This window comes from Embleya sp. NPDC059213 (assembly GCF_042754445.1).
Taxonomy (GTDB): domain Bacteria; phylum Actinomycetota; class Actinomycetes; order Streptomycetales; family Streptomycetaceae; genus Embleya.
On the sequence record NZ_JBHZAV010000214.1, the window covers coordinates 1 to 15,333 of the forward strand.

Consider the following 15,333-nt stretch of genomic DNA (forward strand, 5'->3'; position numbering starts at 1 on the left):
TGCCGGCGCGTTCGGGGTGGTGTCGCGTTCGAGGACGGGGGGTCAGGGCCGGGTGCGGATGGTGCCGCCTGTGCAGGGGATGATCTGGCCGGTCAGGGAGGGCAGATGGGGGTTGGCGAGAAAGCCGATGGTCTCGGCGATGTGGAGGGGTGTGGGGGTGGTGAAGCCGGGTTCGGGTGGGGCCGAGACGGCGGCGGCGTTGACCGCGATGTGGGCCGGCCCCAGTTCGCGGGCCAGCGACTTGGTGAGCGCGATCGCCGCCGCGCCCACCGTCGCGTCGACGGTGGCCCCGGCCGCACCGGCCAGACCGCGCGCGTCGAGCACGAGCACGATCCGTCCCCCGCCCGCGCCGGTCAGCTCTCGTCCCGCCGCCCGGACCAGGGCGAACAGCGCGGACAACCGGCCCTCGACCTCGGCCCACCAGGTCTGTGGGTCGATGTCCGAGAAGGCGGCGGCCGGCCGCGGCGCGGTCGAGCCGATCACGAAGAGGTCGGGCGCCGGCCGCAGCACACCGTCGGGTTCGACCCGCGACGAGGTCACCCGGGCGCCGCGGGCGCGCAACACCTGTGCGGTGGCCCGGTCGAGGTCGGCCGGCAGGCCCACGAGCACGGCGTGGTTCGAGGAGTGCATCAGATCACCGTTCCCGCGTTGGGTGAGACGACCTGCCCGGTGAGCGCACCGCGGCCGGACAGCAGGAAGGCCGCGGTGAGCGCGATCTCCTCCGGTTGCACCAGCGCCCCGGTAGGGAGCGTGGCCAGGTAGGCCGGGTCGCGCCAGACCGTGCCCGCGGCCAACATCGCGGTGTCGGTGGGACCGGGGGCCACCACGTTCACCCGCACGCCGTCGGGCGCCAGCTCGGCCGCCAGTGCCCGGGTCAGCCCGAGCAGGGCGCCCTTGGCGGTCACGTAGTGCGCGGCGTCCTCGCCCCCGGCGATGGCCAGTTCGGAGGCCACCGCGACGATCGCCCCGCCACCGCCGCGCACCATTCCCGGGAGGGTGGCCCGGGTCAGATGGTGCAGTCCGCCGAGGTGGACCCCGAGCATGCGCCGGAAGGCCGCGCCCGAGATCGCCTCCAGCGGGATCTCCTCGACATAGCCGGCCGCGCTCAACACCCCTACGGGTGGCCCGAGTTCGCGGCCGACCCGGTCGACGAACCGCGCGACGGCGAGCGGGTCCGCGACATCGACCACCGCGTCGAGGTCCGCCGCGTCGCCGACCCGGAGGTCGCAGCCCGCCACCAGCCAGCCCTGCCGCCGCAGTTCGCGCACGCAGGCCAGTCCGATGCCGGCCGCCGCGCCGCTGACCACGGCCACCGGCGCCGGCCCCTGCCGCTCCCGACCCGGCGTGCTCATCGGCCCCGCCCCGCGTGCGGGCCGAACTCGGCCTCCACCACCGCCGCGAGCGCGTCCGTGGTGCTCGTGAACAGCGCCTCGCCCAGCTCGGCCGAGCTGCCGTGCGCGGTGCGCAACACCCCGGAGGGGTCGACCAGGCCCGGCCGCTCCGGCAACACCGTGTACGGGGGCGGGGTGATCGACACGGTCAGCGGACTGATCGCGTCGGCGCGCACCCGAGCCGGGTCCAGGTGCATCATCAGCGACGTCTCGACGACACCGGCGTGCTCGGCCTCCCAGCCGGGGAATTCACCCGCGAAGATCGAATCCAGCGCGTCCGCGCCGACGACCTCCCACCAGTTCACCACCAACACCGTGGCCTCGGCCCCGCGTTCGAGCGCCAGGTCGACCCCCTCGACGGCCGGTGCGGTGTTCTCGAAGTGGCCGTTGACCAGCACGATCCGCCGGTGTCCGTGCCGGGCGTAGTTGACCACCAGGTCGGCGACGAGCGCGCTGTGCGTGCCGGCGGTGAGCGAGACCGTGCCGGGGAATCGTTCACCGCCGCCGCTGATCGGCCGGGATCGGGACCCGTAGGTGAATCCGGGTGCGACCAGCCCGCCGGTGCGCGCGCACGTGGCGGCGGCGAATCGCTCCGCGATGTGCGTGTCGGTGTCCACCGGCAGGTGCGGGCCGTGTTGTTCGATCGAGCCGAGCGGCAGGAACAACACCTCGTGCGCCGCCCGTTCGGCGATCTCGGGTCCGGTCAGGTCGCGCAGCCGGGTCCGGTCGGTCATGGGGTCCTCCGCTGGTCGAGGGTGACGGTGTAGGCGTTCCGGGCGATCAGGTCGGCGAAGCGCCCGCGCGGCGCCCAGCCCAGCGCCGCACGCGCGCCGTCGGTACGCACCGCGCCGGCGTGCGGATCGCGGGCGAAGCGCTCCGCGTCGACGTCGGCGGGCAACTCGCCCACGTCGCGGGCGTACCAGTCGAGCGTGGGGTCGGGGTGCGCGCAGTCGTCGGCGGCGACCAGATATGGCCCGAAGCCGGGCGCCGGGGTCTCGACGGCGGCCCGGAAGGCACGCGCGAGGTCCTCGGCGGTGACGTAGTCGTGCAGCGTGCGCGGGCCGTCCGCCGGCGGGTGCACGAAGGTGTGCAGGTTCTCCGGGAAGACCACCGCGCACGGGCGCAGGCACACCACGTCCGGTCCGCTCGCATCGGCGAACCCGCGCGCGATCACCTCGACCAGCGCCTTGCTTATGCCGTACGCGTCCACCGGCCGGATCGGCTCGTCGTCGTCGATCGGCAGCCGGGTCGGCGGCCGGTCGGCGTGCAGTTCGTGCAGCCCGGTGGCGGCGATGCTGGAGCACACCACCACCCGGGCGACGCACTGTTCGCGGGCGGCCTGCAACACGTTCCAGCAGCCCACGGTGTTCACCCGCACACAGGTGCCGGCGTCGTCGACCAGGTCGTAGTCGATCCCGGCGAGGTGGACCACCACGTCCGCGCCCGCGAACGCCGGGGCCAGGGTGGCCGGATCGAGGATGTCGACGCGGCGGTACCCGACGTCCGGGCCGCCCGCGAGCGGGGTGAGGTCGGCATTGAGCACGTCGTGCGCGTCGGCGAGTTCGGCCAGGACGTACCGGCCGACCCGACCGGAACCGCCGGTGACCACGACCCGCAGGCCCTTGGCGTTCATTGGGACACCACCCCGTTCACGGACGCCGGCGACTCGTCGTCGAGCCCGCGCCGGCGCACCAGCAGCAGGAACACGCCGGCGACCATCCACACGACCACCACCGGCAGCGCCCACACGAACGGGCTCTCCGGCAGCGGGTCGAGCGACTCGTAGGCCACCAGGATCAGCGCGGCGCTGCCCAGGAACGGCACCACGGCGTGCTTGACCGGGTGGAACTCGTGCCGGGCCATCGTGCGATACATCCGCCACACCGCGACGCTGCCCATCACGTACACCACGGCGAGCGCGAAGGTGAACATCAGCCCGGTGAACGCGTAGACGTTGTACAGACCGACCGTGGCGATCATCGCCAGTCCGACCACGACGTTGATCACCGTCTGCGCCCCGATCGCCGCGGCCGGCGTCTGATGCCGACTCAGCCGGGCGAGCGGCCCGGGCAGCGCGCCGGATCGGGCCATCCCGTACATGAACCGGGCCGAGGCGTTCATGCAGGCGATGGCGCCGCCGATGATCGAGTTGAGCAGGGCCAGCAGGGCCAGGAACCACAGCGCGCCCCAGTACTTGTGGGCGAGCACGAACACCGGGATCTGCTCGGAGTCCACCAGCCCCTGGATGTCGCGCGTGCCCCAGCCGGCCAGTTGCCCCCAGGTGGTCAGCACCACGAACACGCCCAGGATGACGATCGAACCCAGCACCGCCCTGGGGATGTTGCGGCGCGGGTCGGAGGTCTCCTCGCCCAGCGAGGCCGCCGCGTCCCAGCCGGTGTAGGTGTAGATGCTGAACACGAAGCCGAGGAAGAAGCCGTTGCCGGTGGGTGCCCCGCTGCCGGTGAGCCAGGACAGGCTGGTACCGCCGTCGCCGGGTTGGCACAGACCCCACACGGAGAGCGCGACCATCACCACGATCTCGAACACGCCCAGTGCCACGGTCACGCCCACGGCCAGTTCGACGCCCTTGTAGGCCAGGGCCGCGATGGCCACCAGGAGCAGCATCATCGGCGCCCACCACGGCACGTCCCAGCCGTATTCGCTCAGCAGCACCCGGTGCAGGGTGGAGCCGAACAGCCCGCACAACATCGCGGTGGCGACCGGATAGAACAGCAGGTACGCCCACGCGGCGAGGAATCCCCAACGCGGGCCCAGCAGTCGACTGACGAAACTGTGGTACGTCCCCGCGGAGGTTATGTGCCGGGCCAGTTGGGCCAGCGTGTAGCCGAGCAGGTAGGACACCACGGCGGCGAGCAGCACCACCAGCGGGCTCGCGGTGCCGGCGGTGCCGGCCAGAAAGGGCACGGTGAAGGCCACCGTGATGGCCGGCGACATCGTGGTCACCGACTGCATGATGGCGCCGGGCAGGCCGATGGCGTTCGCCTTCAGGCCGGGGGCGGCCGGCTCCCCCGCCGGGAGTTGTTCTTCGGTTCTCATGGTGGTGCTCCTCGCCTGGCCGGGGCCTGGTCTCGGGTGCGTGGGGTCGGTGCCGATGCCGGGGTGCGTGCTCATCGGCCCTCGCTCCCTCGGGTGTGGGTGGGGGCGAACATCCGAAGCAGGGCCGGGAGTACGACCACCCGGGGGCCGGGTGCGGCCAGTGCCCGGGCCAGGTCGCGGCCCAGTCGGCCGGGGCTGCTGAGGGTGGCCGGGACACCGAAGGCTTCGGCGAGCCGGACGAAGTCGGGACGGGCCAGTTCGGTCCCGGTCGCCGCGCCGAAGGTGTCCGTCATGTACTCGCGCAGGATTCCGTAGCCGCCGTCGTCGACGATCAGCCACGTCACGTTCAGGTTCTCCTGGCGGGCGGTGGCCAGTTCCGCGATCGAGTACATCGCGCCGCCGTCGCCGGAGACCGCCAGCACCGGGCGGGTGGGATCGGCCGCGGCGGCGCCCAGCGCGGCCGGATAGGCGTAGCCGAGCCCGCCCGCGCCCTGGGCCGAGTGCATCGTGCCGGGGCGCCGGGCGTCCCAGGCCGACCAGGCCCAGTAGCCCAGGATGGTCATGTCGAAGAAGGCCGGCGCGTCGTCGGGAAGCGCGGCCCGCGCCGCCGCGAGTACGCCCTGTTCCAGGTCCAGGCCCTGTTCCGCGATCCGCGCGGCGACCCGGTCGCGCAGGGCGCGGGCGATCTTGGCGCCCGGTCCGGGCGAGCGGGGCGACACCGAGTCGCCGAGCACCGCCAGCGCGCTCCGGGCGTCGGCGTGGATGCCGAAGGCGGGGTGGGCCGCCTCCAACTTGCCCGGGTCGGCCTCGATCTGGATGATCCGGCCGCGTGGGGCGAGCGTGTGGTAGTTGCTGGACAGTTCGCCCAGTCCGGAGCCGACCACGAGCAACACGTCGGCGTCGTCCAGGAGTTCGGTGGTGTGCCGGTCCTCCAACCAGGACTGGAGGGAGAGCGGGTGCTCCCACGGGAAGGCGCCCTTGGCGCCGAACGTGCAGGCCACCGGCGCGTCCAGGAGCCGGGCCAGGCGCAACAGTTCCGCGCTCGCGCCGGCCCGGAGCACGCCGCCGCCGGCCAGGATCACCGGCCGTTCGGCGGCGACCAGCATCGCCGCCGCCTCGGCGAGCAGTTCGGGTCGGGCGCACGGCACCCTCGGGCGCACCCGCAGCCCGGTCACCCGGGGCACCTCGGTCGGGGCGAGCAGCACGTCCTGTGGGATCTCCACCCACACCGGACCGTACGGCGGGGTCAGCGCGGACTCCCAGGCCGCGGCCAGTGCCGAGGGGATCTGCGAGGCCGCGCCCACCAGGTGCACGGACTTGACCACGTCGCGAAAGCTCGCCTGCTGATCGAGGAGTTCGTGCAGGTAGCCGCGCCGCCTTCGGCCCAGGCCGGCCGAGGGGATCTGGCTGGAGACGGCCAGGACCGGCACCGAGGCGGCAGCCGATTCCTGCAGGGCGGGCAGCGCGGTCAGCGCGCCGGGGCCGGTGGACAACAGCAGCGGGGCCACGGTGCCGGCGGCGCGGGCGTAGCCGTCCGCGGCGAAGCCCGCGTTGTTCTCCACGCGCAATCCGACGTATTCCAGCGCGGAGCGGCGCAGCGCGTCGAACAGTCCGAGCGCGTGCTGGCCGGGCACCCCGAAGACGCGGTCCGCGCCCAGGTTGACCAGGGATTCGACGACCAGGTCGCCGCCGTTGCGTGGGACGTGGGCGGGGTCGAGGGGGCCGCGGGCGGTGGTGGAACTCATGGCGGAGGACCTCGCGAGGACGGCAGGAATCGCCTGCGGAGCGGGAAGGTGCGAAGGATGGGTGCGGCGCGGGTGCGGCTCGGGGCCGGGGCCGCGGGCCGAGGCGGCGCGGTGGGCGATGGTCGTCGGGCCGGGGTCGGCACGTCGGCCGTTCGCCGTATGGGTATGAACCTACGTCCGGGTGCGGACACCGGTGAAGTGGCTCTTTTGTCCATTATCATGATTCAAAATAGATGAATCGTCCGGCCAGGAGGTGTTGCCATGCCGTCGGTCGACTCCTCTTCCGCCGCCCCCGACGTCCCGGACCTCGCGGCCGGTCCCGATGTGCCGAGCGTCCCGCTGAGCGTGTTGCTCGCCGATCCGACGCTCGGGCTGCGCCAGATCGCCGGTCCGCGCGAGGATCGGCCGGTGTCCACGACCGGGGTGACCGAGTTGGAGGATCCGACGCCGTATCTGATCGGCGGCGAACTCCTGCTCACCGCCGGGGTGCCCCTGCCCAAGACCGCCGAGGGCATCGACGCGTACGCCGGGCGGATCGCCCGGGCGGGCGCCAGTGCCCTGGGCTTCGGTCTGGTGCCGGTCTACGACGAGGTGCCCGCCGCGTTGGTCGAGTCCTGCGATCGGCACGGGCTGCCGTTGTTGCGGGTGCCCGACGGCACGCCGTTCGTGGCGGTCAGTCGGGCCGCGCACGCCGCGATGACCGAGTCGCGGTATCGGGACCTGCGCCGGATCAGTCGGGCCCAGGGCGCGCTGGTCACCGCGGCGGTGCGGGCCGACGCGCTGCGGTCGGTGCTCAATCGGCTCGCGGTGCAGTTGGACGCGTGGACCGTGCTGCTGGATCCGGCCGGCAACGAGCTGGTGGCCGCGGGGGCGCGGCCGGGGCCGGCCGCGCCGGAGCGGCTGCGCGCGCTGATGGTGCGCACGATCGCGCAGTCGCGCGCCGGCGGGTCCGGGCGCGGGCGGCTCGCGCCGACCACGGCCGCGGACCACCACGACGGGCTGCATCTGACCGTGCACGCGCTGCCCGGTGCCGAGGGCGGCGCGGCGCCGCCCGCGATCGGGGTCGTCGCGGCCACCGCGCCGACCGCGGTCCAGCACTCGGTGACCGCGGTGGCGGCGGTGTTGTTGTCGCTGCTGACCAGTCCTCGCCATGCGCTCGGCGGCGACAGCGACAGTTCGGCCGCGCTGGTGCGGCTGATGCTCGGCGAGTCGCCGCAGGAAGTGGCCGCGCTGTTGCTGCCGGCCGCGCCGGGCGCCGGCTGGGTGGTGGTGCGCGGTCGGCTGGGCCGACCTCGGTCGGGTCCGGCGGCGGGCGCGGGGGCGGGCCGGGATCCGGTGCAACTGGCCGCGTTGGGAACCGCGTTGGGCACGCCGTATCTGGATCTGCGCGGCCGGGACGTGTACGCCCTGGTGCCCACCACGCCCGGGGCGCCCGCGGCGGATCCGGCGGCGGCGCACCGGCTCGGCTGGACGCTCGGTTTCAGCGCCCCGTCCGCGACGGCCGACCTGGCGGTGGCGGCCAATCAGGCCGAACGCGCGCTGCGGCACGCCCTCGCGGCGGGGGTGCCCGCCGGGCGGCACCGGGACCAGGACCTGAGCGTGCACTCGCTGGTGCCCGCCGCCGACGCGACCGCGCTGGCCCGCGCCCGGTTCGCGGCCCTGGCCGGCGCGCCCTCGCCCGGATACCACGTGCTGTTGGAGACCCTGCGTAGCTGGCTCGCCCACCACGGCAGTTGGGATCGCACCGCGACCGCGCTCGACCTGCACCGCAACACCGTCCGCCAGCGCATCGGCCGGATCGCCGAGTTGCTCGACCTGGACCTGCACGACCCGGACGTGCGGATGGAACTGTGGTTCGCGTTGCGCTGGTTGCCGGGCGAACGACCGGCCGGCGAGTCGCCGGGCCCGTCGGCGACGCCGCCGCCACCGGACGTCGAACCGGGGTAGGTCGGCCCGGATCAGCCGGGGCCGGCTCCCCCGGCCGGCTCGGCGGCGGGGTCGGGGTCCGGCGCGGTGAATCCCGACGCTGCCCGGATGATGCGCCGGGTCATCGGGTCCGACCAGGCGTTGGGCGACAACACCTCGATCCAGATCGCGCGGGCGGTCTTGCGGCCGATGTTCTCCCAGGAGATCAGCGTCCGGGACGGGAAGGAGACCGAGTCGCCCTCGGCGACGTCTATCGGTTCGGCGACCCGCGCGTGGTCGCCGAGCCCGCCGCCCACCCGAAAGCGCAGCGTGCCGGACATCAGGAAGGCGAAGGTCTCGCCCGGACGCGAGTAGGGACCACCGCTGGAGCCGTGCGGTGGGATGGACAGCAGGGCCGGTTCGAGGTCGTGGCCGGGGCGCAGGAGTTCCTCCCACCGCACGCCGCCTTCGAGGACCACGGTCGCACGCTCGTCGGCGCGCACCACGCTCGCGTCGGTCCGGGTGAACGACGCCAGACTGCTCATCGGAACCCCGAGCGCGTCGGTGATGCGCGCGATCAACTGGGTCGAGGCGCGCTCGACGCTGCGTTCGATCGAGGACAGGTGCGACACCGAGGTGTCCGTCAGCGCCGCGAGTTCCTTGAGGGACAGGCCACTGGCCAATCTGGCGCGGCGCAGCCGACCGCCGTCGGCGGGCTCCTCCGGCGCCGGGACGTCGTCGGGACCGCTCAACGAGGTGCGGATGGCGGCCGGATTCCAGCCGTGCCGCTGCCGCAGATCGGCGATCCGCCGGGCCCGGCTCACGTGTTCGGGACCGTAACGGCGCTGGCCGCCGGCCGTGCGGTCCGGCACGAGCAGCTCTTGTTTCTCCCACGCCCGGAGCGTCTGAGGGCTGACCCCGACCTCGGCGGCGACATCGCCGATGCTTCGCCAATTCATGCTCGGGAGTCTAGGCCGGACGTCGTCCCGACTCTCGACAAACTTACATCGTTACTGTAACTATGGCGCCCCAAGCGGAGAGGGGAAGCCCAAAATGTCGTCCGTGCAACGGATCGCCTTCGGTACCGGCTCGGGGTCGGCGTTGCTCAGACCCGGCAGCACTCCCGGATCCCCGACGGTGCTCTTCGTACACCCGGCCAACCTGCAGGCCCGCTGCTGGCGGGCGGTCCTGGCTGCGGTGCCGGCCGAGTGGACGTGTCTGGCCGTCGACCTGTCCGGACACGGGTGTTCGGGCCGCCGCGCCGAGTACGACCTGGCCGGCTGGGTGCGCGAGTGCGTCGAACTGCTGGACGCCCGCGAGGTCGGCGGCGTGCACGTGGTGGGCGCCTCGGTCGGCGCGGCCGTGGCGGTGGAACTGGCCGCCGCGTACCCGGACCGGGTGGCGAGCGTCGCCACGGTCGGCGGGGCCTTCCGCCCGGCCGAGCCGGCCGCCTCGCGGGAATTCCTCGCGGCCGTCGCCGCCAGGGGTGCGCGCAACGCCGTGTTGGACATCCTGGCGAGCGAACCCGGCCTGGACGAGGTCCTGGTGGCCGAGGTCGCCGCCGACATCGGCGTCGATTCCGACGCGGAGGCGGCGCGCGTCTGGACGGCGGCCGCGGCGGCCGCCGGACTGGACGCCGCGCCGGGACTGCGCTGCCCGACGCTGGCCATCGTCGGGGACCGCGACCTCGGCTGTCCCGTCGAGGACTCCCGGGCCTTCGCCGAACTCACCGGCGGCCGGCTCGCGGTCATCGTCGAGCACGGACACCTGCCGATGTACACCGCCCCCAACCGGGTCGCGGCCTACCTCGCCTCGCTGATCGACGGCACCCGGGAACACCGCGCCCACGATCGAGACCCCATCACCGGAACAGGAAGCCGATCATGACCGAAACCCCGTTCGCCGAGCGCACCGCGCCGAAGGCGGACATCGCCGAGATCCTCAGGCTGCACAAGCAGTGGTGGGAGTCGAACATCGGCTGGGACATCGACCGCATGGTCGAGGTGTTCCCGTCCCCGGGCGACGAATATCTGATGTTCAACTTCAACGGCCACCCCTACTTCGACATGACCGAGAAGGTCGCGTTGTGGAAGTGGTACCGCGAGATCATCGCCCAGCCGGGCGGCCTGCGGACCGAGATCATGCGCCTGGAGGTCCGCGGCGACACCGCCTGGCTGGCCTGCGAGTTCACCATCGACGCGGAGATGCTCGACGGCGGCGAGTGGACCGCGGACTCGGTCGACGCCACCATCGGCCGGGCCACCGAGATCTACCACCGCGACAACGGAACGGGCGCGCCCGAGTGGCGCATGTGGCACACCCACATCACCGCGCTGCCCGACCCGGACGAGACCCGGCCCGGATTCGCCGACTCCACCAACAGCCGCGGCCTGGGCAAGGTGCCGTGGAACCCGCTCCCGAAGGGCGTCTGACCATGACCGTCACTCCGGGTTCCCCACGCATCTCCCTGGTCCTGGGCAGTTCCCAACACCCGGCCGAGATCGTCGCGGCGGCCGAGGCCGCCGAGCGCGGCGGCTTCGACGAACTGTGGGTCGGCGAAGACTACTTCTACACCGGCGCCATCGCCGCGGCCGGCGCCGTGCTGGCCGCCACCCGGCTCCCGGTCGGCATCGGCATCGTGCCCACCACCTCGCGCCATCCCGCGCTCCTGGCCATGGAGTTGGCGACCCTGGCCGGCCTGTACCCGGGTCGGCTCAGGGCGGGCGTGGGCGCGGGTGTCCCCGACTGGCTCGACCAGATGGGGATTCGCTCGAAGACCCCGCTGTCCTCGGTCCGGGACGTCATCGCCGCGCTGCGCACGCTGCTCGCGGGCGACACCCTGACCGTCGAGGCGTCCTCGTATCGGGCCCGCGAGGTGCAACTGGCCCATCCGCCCACCGTCGTGCCGCCGATCCTGGCGGGCGTGGGCGGTCCCAAGGCGCTGGCCATGTCGGGCGCCGCCGCGGACGGCACGGTGCTCTCCGTCCTCGCCGGGACGCGCTACGTCGAGTGGGCGGCCCGCACCGTCGCCGCCGGCGGCGGCGGTCCGGAGCACGACCTGGTGGCGTACGTACTCTGCTCGATGGACGACGACGCCACGATCGCCCGCGAACGGTTGCGCGAGTTGTTCGGGCTCTACCTGTTGGCCGGGCCGCGCAATCCGATGACCGAGGCGCACGGCATCGCGGACGAGGCCGAGGCACTGGCCGCGCTCGACTTCGACGACGCCGTACGCGCCATTCCGAACGCGTGGCTCGACGAGTTGGCGGTGGTCGGCACACCCGCGGACTGCGCGAAGCGGATCGGCGCACTGGCCGAGGCCGGGGCGGACTGCGTCGCGCTGTGCCTGCTCCCCGGCGAGGACGGCACGGCGCAGGTCGACCGCCTCTCCCGCGACCTGCTCCCGCTGATCCGGGCCCGGTCCGCCGGGGCGGCCCCGCGACGCCCTGCCGGCCCGGCACACATCACAGATCGGAGATCGCGATGACCTATTCGATAGTGGGTTTCCATCCGCACGACGGCTCCCTCGGGTTCGCCTCCCAGTCGCACTTCTTCGCCGTCGGCTCCGTCGTCGGCGATGCCGAGGCCGGCGTCGGTGTGGTCGTCAGCCAGGCGTTCGCCAACACCGACTGGCCGCACGAGGGGCTGGCCCTGCTCCGGGCCGGCGCCACGCCCGACGACGTGTTGCGGACGCTGGTCGCGGGCGATCCGCTGGCCGACTACCGCCAGGCGATCGTGATGGACGCCACCGGCGCGTACGCGTGCTTCACCGGCGGCGGTTGCGCACCGCACACCGGCGTCGCCCGGGGCGAGGGCGTGGCCGCGGTGGGCAACATGCTGGCCTCGGACGACGTGTGCCGGGCCATGGTCGCCGCACACCGCGACGCGGCGTCGGCGTCGGCACACGCGGATCGACTGGTGGCCGCCCTGGAGGCCGGCGAGCGGGCCGGCGGCGACGCCCGGGGATCGCAGTCGGCGGTGGTCAAGGTGGTCGACGGCGTGCGCAGCGAGCGGCCCTGGCGACACGTGCTCGCCGACATCCGGGTCGACGACCATGCCGATCCGGTACGCGAGTTGCGCCGCCTGTTGCCCGTGCACGAGGGCTTCCGCACGATCGGGGCCGCGTTGTTCGCCCCGCCCCTGGTGATCGGCGACGCGGCGGGCATCACCGCCGCCCAGGCCCACGAGACGGTCCGGGCGCTCACGGCGGCCGGGGCCGGCCTCGGCGGCAATGCCGAGGCGGACCTGTGGCGGGCAGTGATCCTGCTGCGCTGCGGCGAGGCCGACGCGGGCCGCGCGCTGCTGGCCGAGCTGGTCGCCGACCGGCCGCAACTGGGCGAATTCGCCCGCGGCCTGGCCCGGGTCGGGATCCTGCCGAAGGTCGAGGTGCGACCGTGAGGCCGGCCCGAGCCGGCAACGCGAACGGGTCGCGCCCGCCGGTCGAGGACTTCGTCCGAGCCGACCGGGTGCGCGAGACCGCCGCCGCCCTGGTGCGCATCGACACCCGGAACCCGCCCGGCCGCGAGTCGGCGGCCGTACCGGCGCTGTCGGACCTGCTCGACGCGCTGGGTTGCGACACACACGTGTTCACCTCGCGGTCCGGGCGGCCCTCGGTGCTCGCCACCCACGGCGGCGGCGCGCCGGGCCGGCCGACCCTGCTGATCAACGGCCATGTGGACGTCGTACCGGTCGCCGAGGCGGACTGGACGGTGCCCCCGTTCGACGGGGTCGTGCGCGACGGACGCCTGATCGGGCGCGGCGCGGCGGACATGAAGGGCGGCATCGCCGCGGCGATCGAGGGACTGCGCGCCTGTCTCGACTCCGGCGTCGAGCTCGGCGCCGACATCGTCTTCCACCTCGTCGCCGACGAGGAGACCGGCGGCACTCACGGTACGGCCGAACTGGTGGCCGCCGGCCTGGTCCGGGCCGACGCGTGCATCGTCCCCGAGCCCACCGAGCTGCGGGTCGCGGTGGCCGAGCGCGGCTCCTGGCAGGCCCGGATCGAGGTGTCCGGCACGGCGGGGCACGGCGGCGACCCGGCTCGCGGACGCTCCGCCGTCGCGGACGCGGCGCGGATCACCACCGCGCTGCATCTGGCCCCCTTCCACCCCCGCCCGCACCCGCTGCTGGGCAGCCCGACCTGCAACGTGGCGATGGTGCGCGGCGGGGTCGCCGCCAACGTGATCGCGCCGGGCTGCGCGTTGACCATCGACCGGCGCACGCTGCCCGGGGAGAGCGCCGAGGACGTGCACGCCTCGATCGTGCGGATGATCGACGCGGCCTGCCCGGACGTCGACTACCGGGTGATCCCCACCTTCTTCTGCGAGGGCTCCGAACTGCCGCTCCCGCACCCCTTCCCGGACTTCGTCGACGCCTGTCGGCCCGACGCCGGGCCGAACGAGGGCTTCGTCGGCCTGTATCTCGGCTCCGACGCCCGCTTCCTGCGCAACGACCTGCGCATTCCCACCGTCGTCTACGGGCCGGGCTCGATCCGTCAGGCGCACGGCGCCGACGAGTGGGTGGCCCTCGACGACCTCACCACGGCCGCACGCACCCTGGCCCGCGCCATGGCGGGATTCGCCGACTTCGCGGCGGATCAGGCCGCCGCCGACCGGCACCAGAGCAGACAAACGACCGAAAAAATGTAGATTCTGCCCCAGATGAAGGAGGGCACATGGTTGACCACGCAGGTGCGGTGACCGGCAGGCAGGCAACAGGGGCCGAGAACGCCCGCGGTCCGGTGCTGGAAACCCGCTCCATCGACTACGTCCCCCAGTCCGAGCGGCACGGCCGCGCCTGGCATCAGGCGCCGTTCTGGTTCACCGGACAGTTCGTCCCCACCACGATGGTCGTCGGCTTCGCGGGCCCGGTGCTGGGCCTGTCGATCGGCTGGTCGATCGTGGCCACCGTGCTGGGCATCCTGTTCGGCACCTGCTTCATGGCCTTCCACGCGAATCAGGGGCCCACCATGGGCCTGCCGCAGATGATCCAGTCCCGCGCCCAGTTCGGCACCCGCGGCGCACTCGTCCCGATGCTCGCGGTGATCTGCGTCTACATCGGCTTCAGCGCGTTCGGCGTGCTCCTGGCCTCCCAGGTGCTCGAATCGGTACTGCCCGGCTCCTCGACGGTGTGGGCCGTGGTGATCGTGCTGCTCGCGACCGGCGTGGCGATCGTCGGCTACGACCTGCTGCACACCGTCCTGCGCCTGCTGCCGTACCTGGTCGTGCCGATGTTCGCGATCCTCACCGTGCTGGCGCTGATCCACCTGGAGCCGCACCCGGTCGAGCACTCCGCCGCCTTCACCCCCGCGGCGGCACTGGCCCAGTTCGTCGCGGCGGCCGGCTACCAGCTCGGCTACGCGGTGTACGTCTCGGACTACTCCAGATATCTGCCCGCGGACACCTCCGAACGCGGCGTCATCGGTTGGACGTATGCCGGGGCCGCGCTGTCGGCGATCTGGCTGATGGTGCTCGGCAACTTCATCGCCGGTTCGGTACCGGTGCCCGACGCGCTGGTCAACCTCCAGGACATCGGCGACACCCTGTTCGACGGCTTCGGCAAGACCGCCGTGGTCGCCGTCCTGGTCCCGAGCGCGATCGCGGTGATGGGCGTCAACCTCTACGGCGCGATGCTCTCCGGCCTGAGCATCGTCCAGGCGTTCCGTCCGATCACCCTGACCCTACGCACCCGCGTCACCGGCATCGTGGCCGGCGCGGCGGTCGCCCTGGCCGTGGCCGAGGGCCTGCCGTCGAGATACCTGGGCAGCTTCAACGACTTCATCACGCTGATCCTCTACGTGCTGGCGCCGTGGACGGCGGTCAATCTGATCGACTACTACTTCGTCCGCCGGGGCCACTACGCCATCACCGAGATCTTCAGCCCGAACAGCATCTACGGGCGCTGGGGATGGCGCGGCCTGCTCTCCTACGCGCTGGGCGTCGCGGCCCTGGTGCCGTTCATGGTCACCGGCTTCTACACCGGGCCGATGGTCGACACCCTAGACGGCGCCGACATCGCCTTCGTCGTCGGGCTCGTGGTCTCCGGCGCGGCCTACTGGCTGACCACCCGGGGACTCGACCTCACCGCCGAGCAACAGGCCGTCGAACGCAGCAAGTTGCTCCTGGACGGCACCGACGCGGTGGCCCGCTCCCGCGCCGGCGGCTAGTCTCGCCCCGATCGCCGCGGTGCGGGCGGTCGGTGGTGAGCGGCGCATCCGCCCGCAACCACCCCCGCCC

At 73.2% G+C, this 15,333-nt stretch carries 14 protein-coding genes; 7 read left to right on the top strand and 7 right to left on the bottom strand.

Annotation, left to right across the window (positions count from 1 at the left end):
* Window positions 1–42 precede the first annotated feature (42 nt).
* The 6 genes from ACFXMF_RS41435 to ACFXMF_RS41460 all read right to left on the bottom strand — a co-directional run bounded on the left by ACFXMF_RS41435 (window position 43) and on the right by ACFXMF_RS41460 (window position 6,193).
* Window positions 43–630 carry an SDR family oxidoreductase gene (locus tag ACFXMF_RS41435; protein ID WP_360311482.1) on the bottom strand — a complete coding sequence of 196 codons (588 nt, stop codon included), beginning with the start codon at window positions 628–630 and terminating at the stop codon, window positions 43–45.
* Window positions 630–1,352 (bottom strand): SDR family NAD(P)-dependent oxidoreductase, encoded by a 723-nt coding sequence (locus ACFXMF_RS41440; RefSeq protein WP_379992339.1) that lies wholly within the window; start codon window positions 1,350–1,352, stop codon window positions 630–632. The genes ACFXMF_RS41435 and ACFXMF_RS41440 overlap by 1 nt, the downstream gene beginning before the upstream one ends.
* Window positions 1,349–2,125, bottom strand: a complete 777-nt coding sequence (locus ACFXMF_RS41445) for a creatininase (protein WP_360311486.1) — start codon at window positions 2,123–2,125, stop codon at window positions 1,349–1,351. The genes ACFXMF_RS41440 and ACFXMF_RS41445 overlap by 4 nt, the downstream gene beginning before the upstream one ends.
* Window positions 2,122–3,024, bottom strand: coding sequence for an NAD-dependent epimerase/dehydratase family protein (locus ACFXMF_RS41450; protein ID WP_379992338.1), 903 nt, complete (start codon window positions 3,022–3,024; stop codon window positions 2,122–2,124). Before ACFXMF_RS41450 ends, ACFXMF_RS41445 begins: the two co-directional genes overlap by 4 nt.
* The gene (locus ACFXMF_RS41455) at window positions 3,021–4,448 is read right to left on the bottom strand and encodes an APC family permease (RefSeq protein WP_360311490.1); all 1,428 of its coding nucleotides are present in this window, start codon (window positions 4,446–4,448) and stop codon (window positions 3,021–3,023) included. The genes ACFXMF_RS41450 and ACFXMF_RS41455 overlap by 4 nt, the downstream gene beginning before the upstream one ends.
* Window positions 4,449–4,519: 71 nt before the next feature.
* Window positions 4,520–6,193: a thiamine pyrophosphate-binding protein gene (locus tag ACFXMF_RS41460; protein WP_360311492.1), complete on the bottom strand. Its 1,674-nt coding sequence runs from the start codon at window positions 6,191–6,193 to the stop codon at window positions 4,520–4,522.
* 261 nt (window positions 6,194–6,454) lie between these two features.
* Here ACFXMF_RS41460 and ACFXMF_RS41465 point away from each other — a divergent pair, with 261 nt between their 5' ends.
* Window positions 6,455–8,140, top strand: a complete 1,686-nt coding sequence (locus tag ACFXMF_RS41465) for a PucR family transcriptional regulator (protein ID WP_360311494.1) — start codon at window positions 6,455–6,457, stop codon at window positions 8,138–8,140.
* Between the two features lie 11 nt (window positions 8,141–8,151).
* Here the strand turns inward: ACFXMF_RS41465 and ACFXMF_RS41470 are convergent, their stop codons facing one another.
* Window positions 8,152–9,057, bottom strand: a complete 906-nt coding sequence (locus ACFXMF_RS41470) for a MerR family transcriptional regulator (protein WP_360311496.1) — start codon at window positions 9,055–9,057, stop codon at window positions 8,152–8,154.
* Between the two features lie 103 nt (window positions 9,058–9,160).
* Here ACFXMF_RS41470 and ACFXMF_RS41475 point away from each other — a divergent pair, with 103 nt between their 5' ends.
* The 6 genes from ACFXMF_RS41475 to ACFXMF_RS41500 are packed head-to-tail and all read left to right on the top strand — an operon-like array spanning window position 9,161 to window position 15,263.
* Window positions 9,161–9,985 carry an alpha/beta hydrolase gene (locus tag ACFXMF_RS41475; protein WP_360311498.1) on the top strand — a complete coding sequence of 275 codons (825 nt, stop codon included), beginning with the start codon at window positions 9,161–9,163 and terminating at the stop codon, window positions 9,983–9,985.
* Window positions 9,982–10,530 carry a nuclear transport factor 2 family protein gene (locus ACFXMF_RS41480; protein WP_360311500.1) on the top strand — a complete coding sequence of 183 codons (549 nt, stop codon included), beginning with the start codon at window positions 9,982–9,984 and terminating at the stop codon, window positions 10,528–10,530. Before ACFXMF_RS41475 ends, ACFXMF_RS41480 begins: the two co-directional genes overlap by 4 nt.
* A gap of 2 nt (window positions 10,531–10,532) precedes the next feature.
* Window positions 10,533–11,585, top strand: a complete 1,053-nt coding sequence (locus tag ACFXMF_RS41485; RefSeq protein ID WP_380021095.1) for an LLM class flavin-dependent oxidoreductase — start codon at window positions 10,533–10,535, stop codon at window positions 11,583–11,585.
* Window positions 11,582–12,496 (top strand): DUF1028 domain-containing protein, encoded by a 915-nt coding sequence (locus tag ACFXMF_RS41490; RefSeq protein ID WP_380017806.1) that lies wholly within the window; start codon window positions 11,582–11,584, stop codon window positions 12,494–12,496. The genes ACFXMF_RS41485 and ACFXMF_RS41490 overlap by 4 nt, the downstream gene beginning before the upstream one ends.
* On the top strand, window positions 12,493–13,746 hold the full coding sequence (locus tag ACFXMF_RS41495; protein WP_379992712.1) for a M20 family metallopeptidase: 1,254 nt from the start codon (window positions 12,493–12,495) through the stop codon (window positions 13,744–13,746). The genes ACFXMF_RS41490 and ACFXMF_RS41495 overlap by 4 nt, the downstream gene beginning before the upstream one ends.
* A gap of 26 nt (window positions 13,747–13,772) precedes the next feature.
* Window positions 13,773–15,263: a purine-cytosine permease family protein gene (locus ACFXMF_RS41500; protein WP_379992711.1), complete on the top strand. Its 1,491-nt coding sequence runs from the start codon at window positions 13,773–13,775 to the stop codon at window positions 15,261–15,263.
* Window positions 15,264–15,333: the final 70 nt, after the last annotated feature.

Coding starts and splice junctions, on each gene's coding strand:
- ACFXMF_RS41435 (WP_360311482.1), bottom strand. CDS start 630: ATGCACTCCTCGAACCACGCCGTGCTCGTGGGCCTGCCGGCCGACCTC.
- ACFXMF_RS41440 (WP_379992339.1), bottom strand. CDS start 1,352: ATGAGCACGCCGGGTCGGGAGCGGCAGGGGCCGGCGCCGGTGGCCGTG.
- ACFXMF_RS41445 (WP_360311486.1), bottom strand. CDS start 2,125: ATGACCGACCGGACCCGGCTGCGCGACCTGACCGGACCCGAGATCGCC.
- ACFXMF_RS41450 (WP_379992338.1), bottom strand. CDS start 3,024: ATGAACGCCAAGGGCCTGCGGGTCGTGGTCACCGGCGGTTCCGGTCGG.
- ACFXMF_RS41455 (WP_360311490.1), bottom strand. CDS start 4,448: ATGAGAACCGAAGAACAACTCCCGGCGGGGGAGCCGGCCGCCCCCGGC.
- ACFXMF_RS41460 (WP_360311492.1), bottom strand. CDS start 6,193: ATGAGTTCCACCACCGCCCGCGGCCCCCTCGACCCCGCCCACGTCCCA.
- ACFXMF_RS41465 (WP_360311494.1), top strand. CDS start 6,455: ATGCCGTCGGTCGACTCCTCTTCCGCCGCCCCCGACGTCCCGGACCTC.
- ACFXMF_RS41470 (WP_360311496.1), bottom strand. CDS start 9,057: ATGAATTGGCGAAGCATCGGCGATGTCGCCGCCGAGGTCGGGGTCAGC.
- ACFXMF_RS41480 (WP_360311500.1), top strand. CDS start 9,982: ATGACCGAAACCCCGTTCGCCGAGCGCACCGCGCCGAAGGCGGACATC.
- ACFXMF_RS41485 (WP_380021095.1), top strand. CDS start 10,533: ATGACCGTCACTCCGGGTTCCCCACGCATCTCCCTGGTCCTGGGCAGT.
- ACFXMF_RS41490 (WP_380017806.1), top strand. CDS start 11,582: ATGACCTATTCGATAGTGGGTTTCCATCCGCACGACGGCTCCCTCGGG.
- ACFXMF_RS41500 (WP_379992711.1), top strand. CDS start 13,773: ATGGTTGACCACGCAGGTGCGGTGACCGGCAGGCAGGCAACAGGGGCC.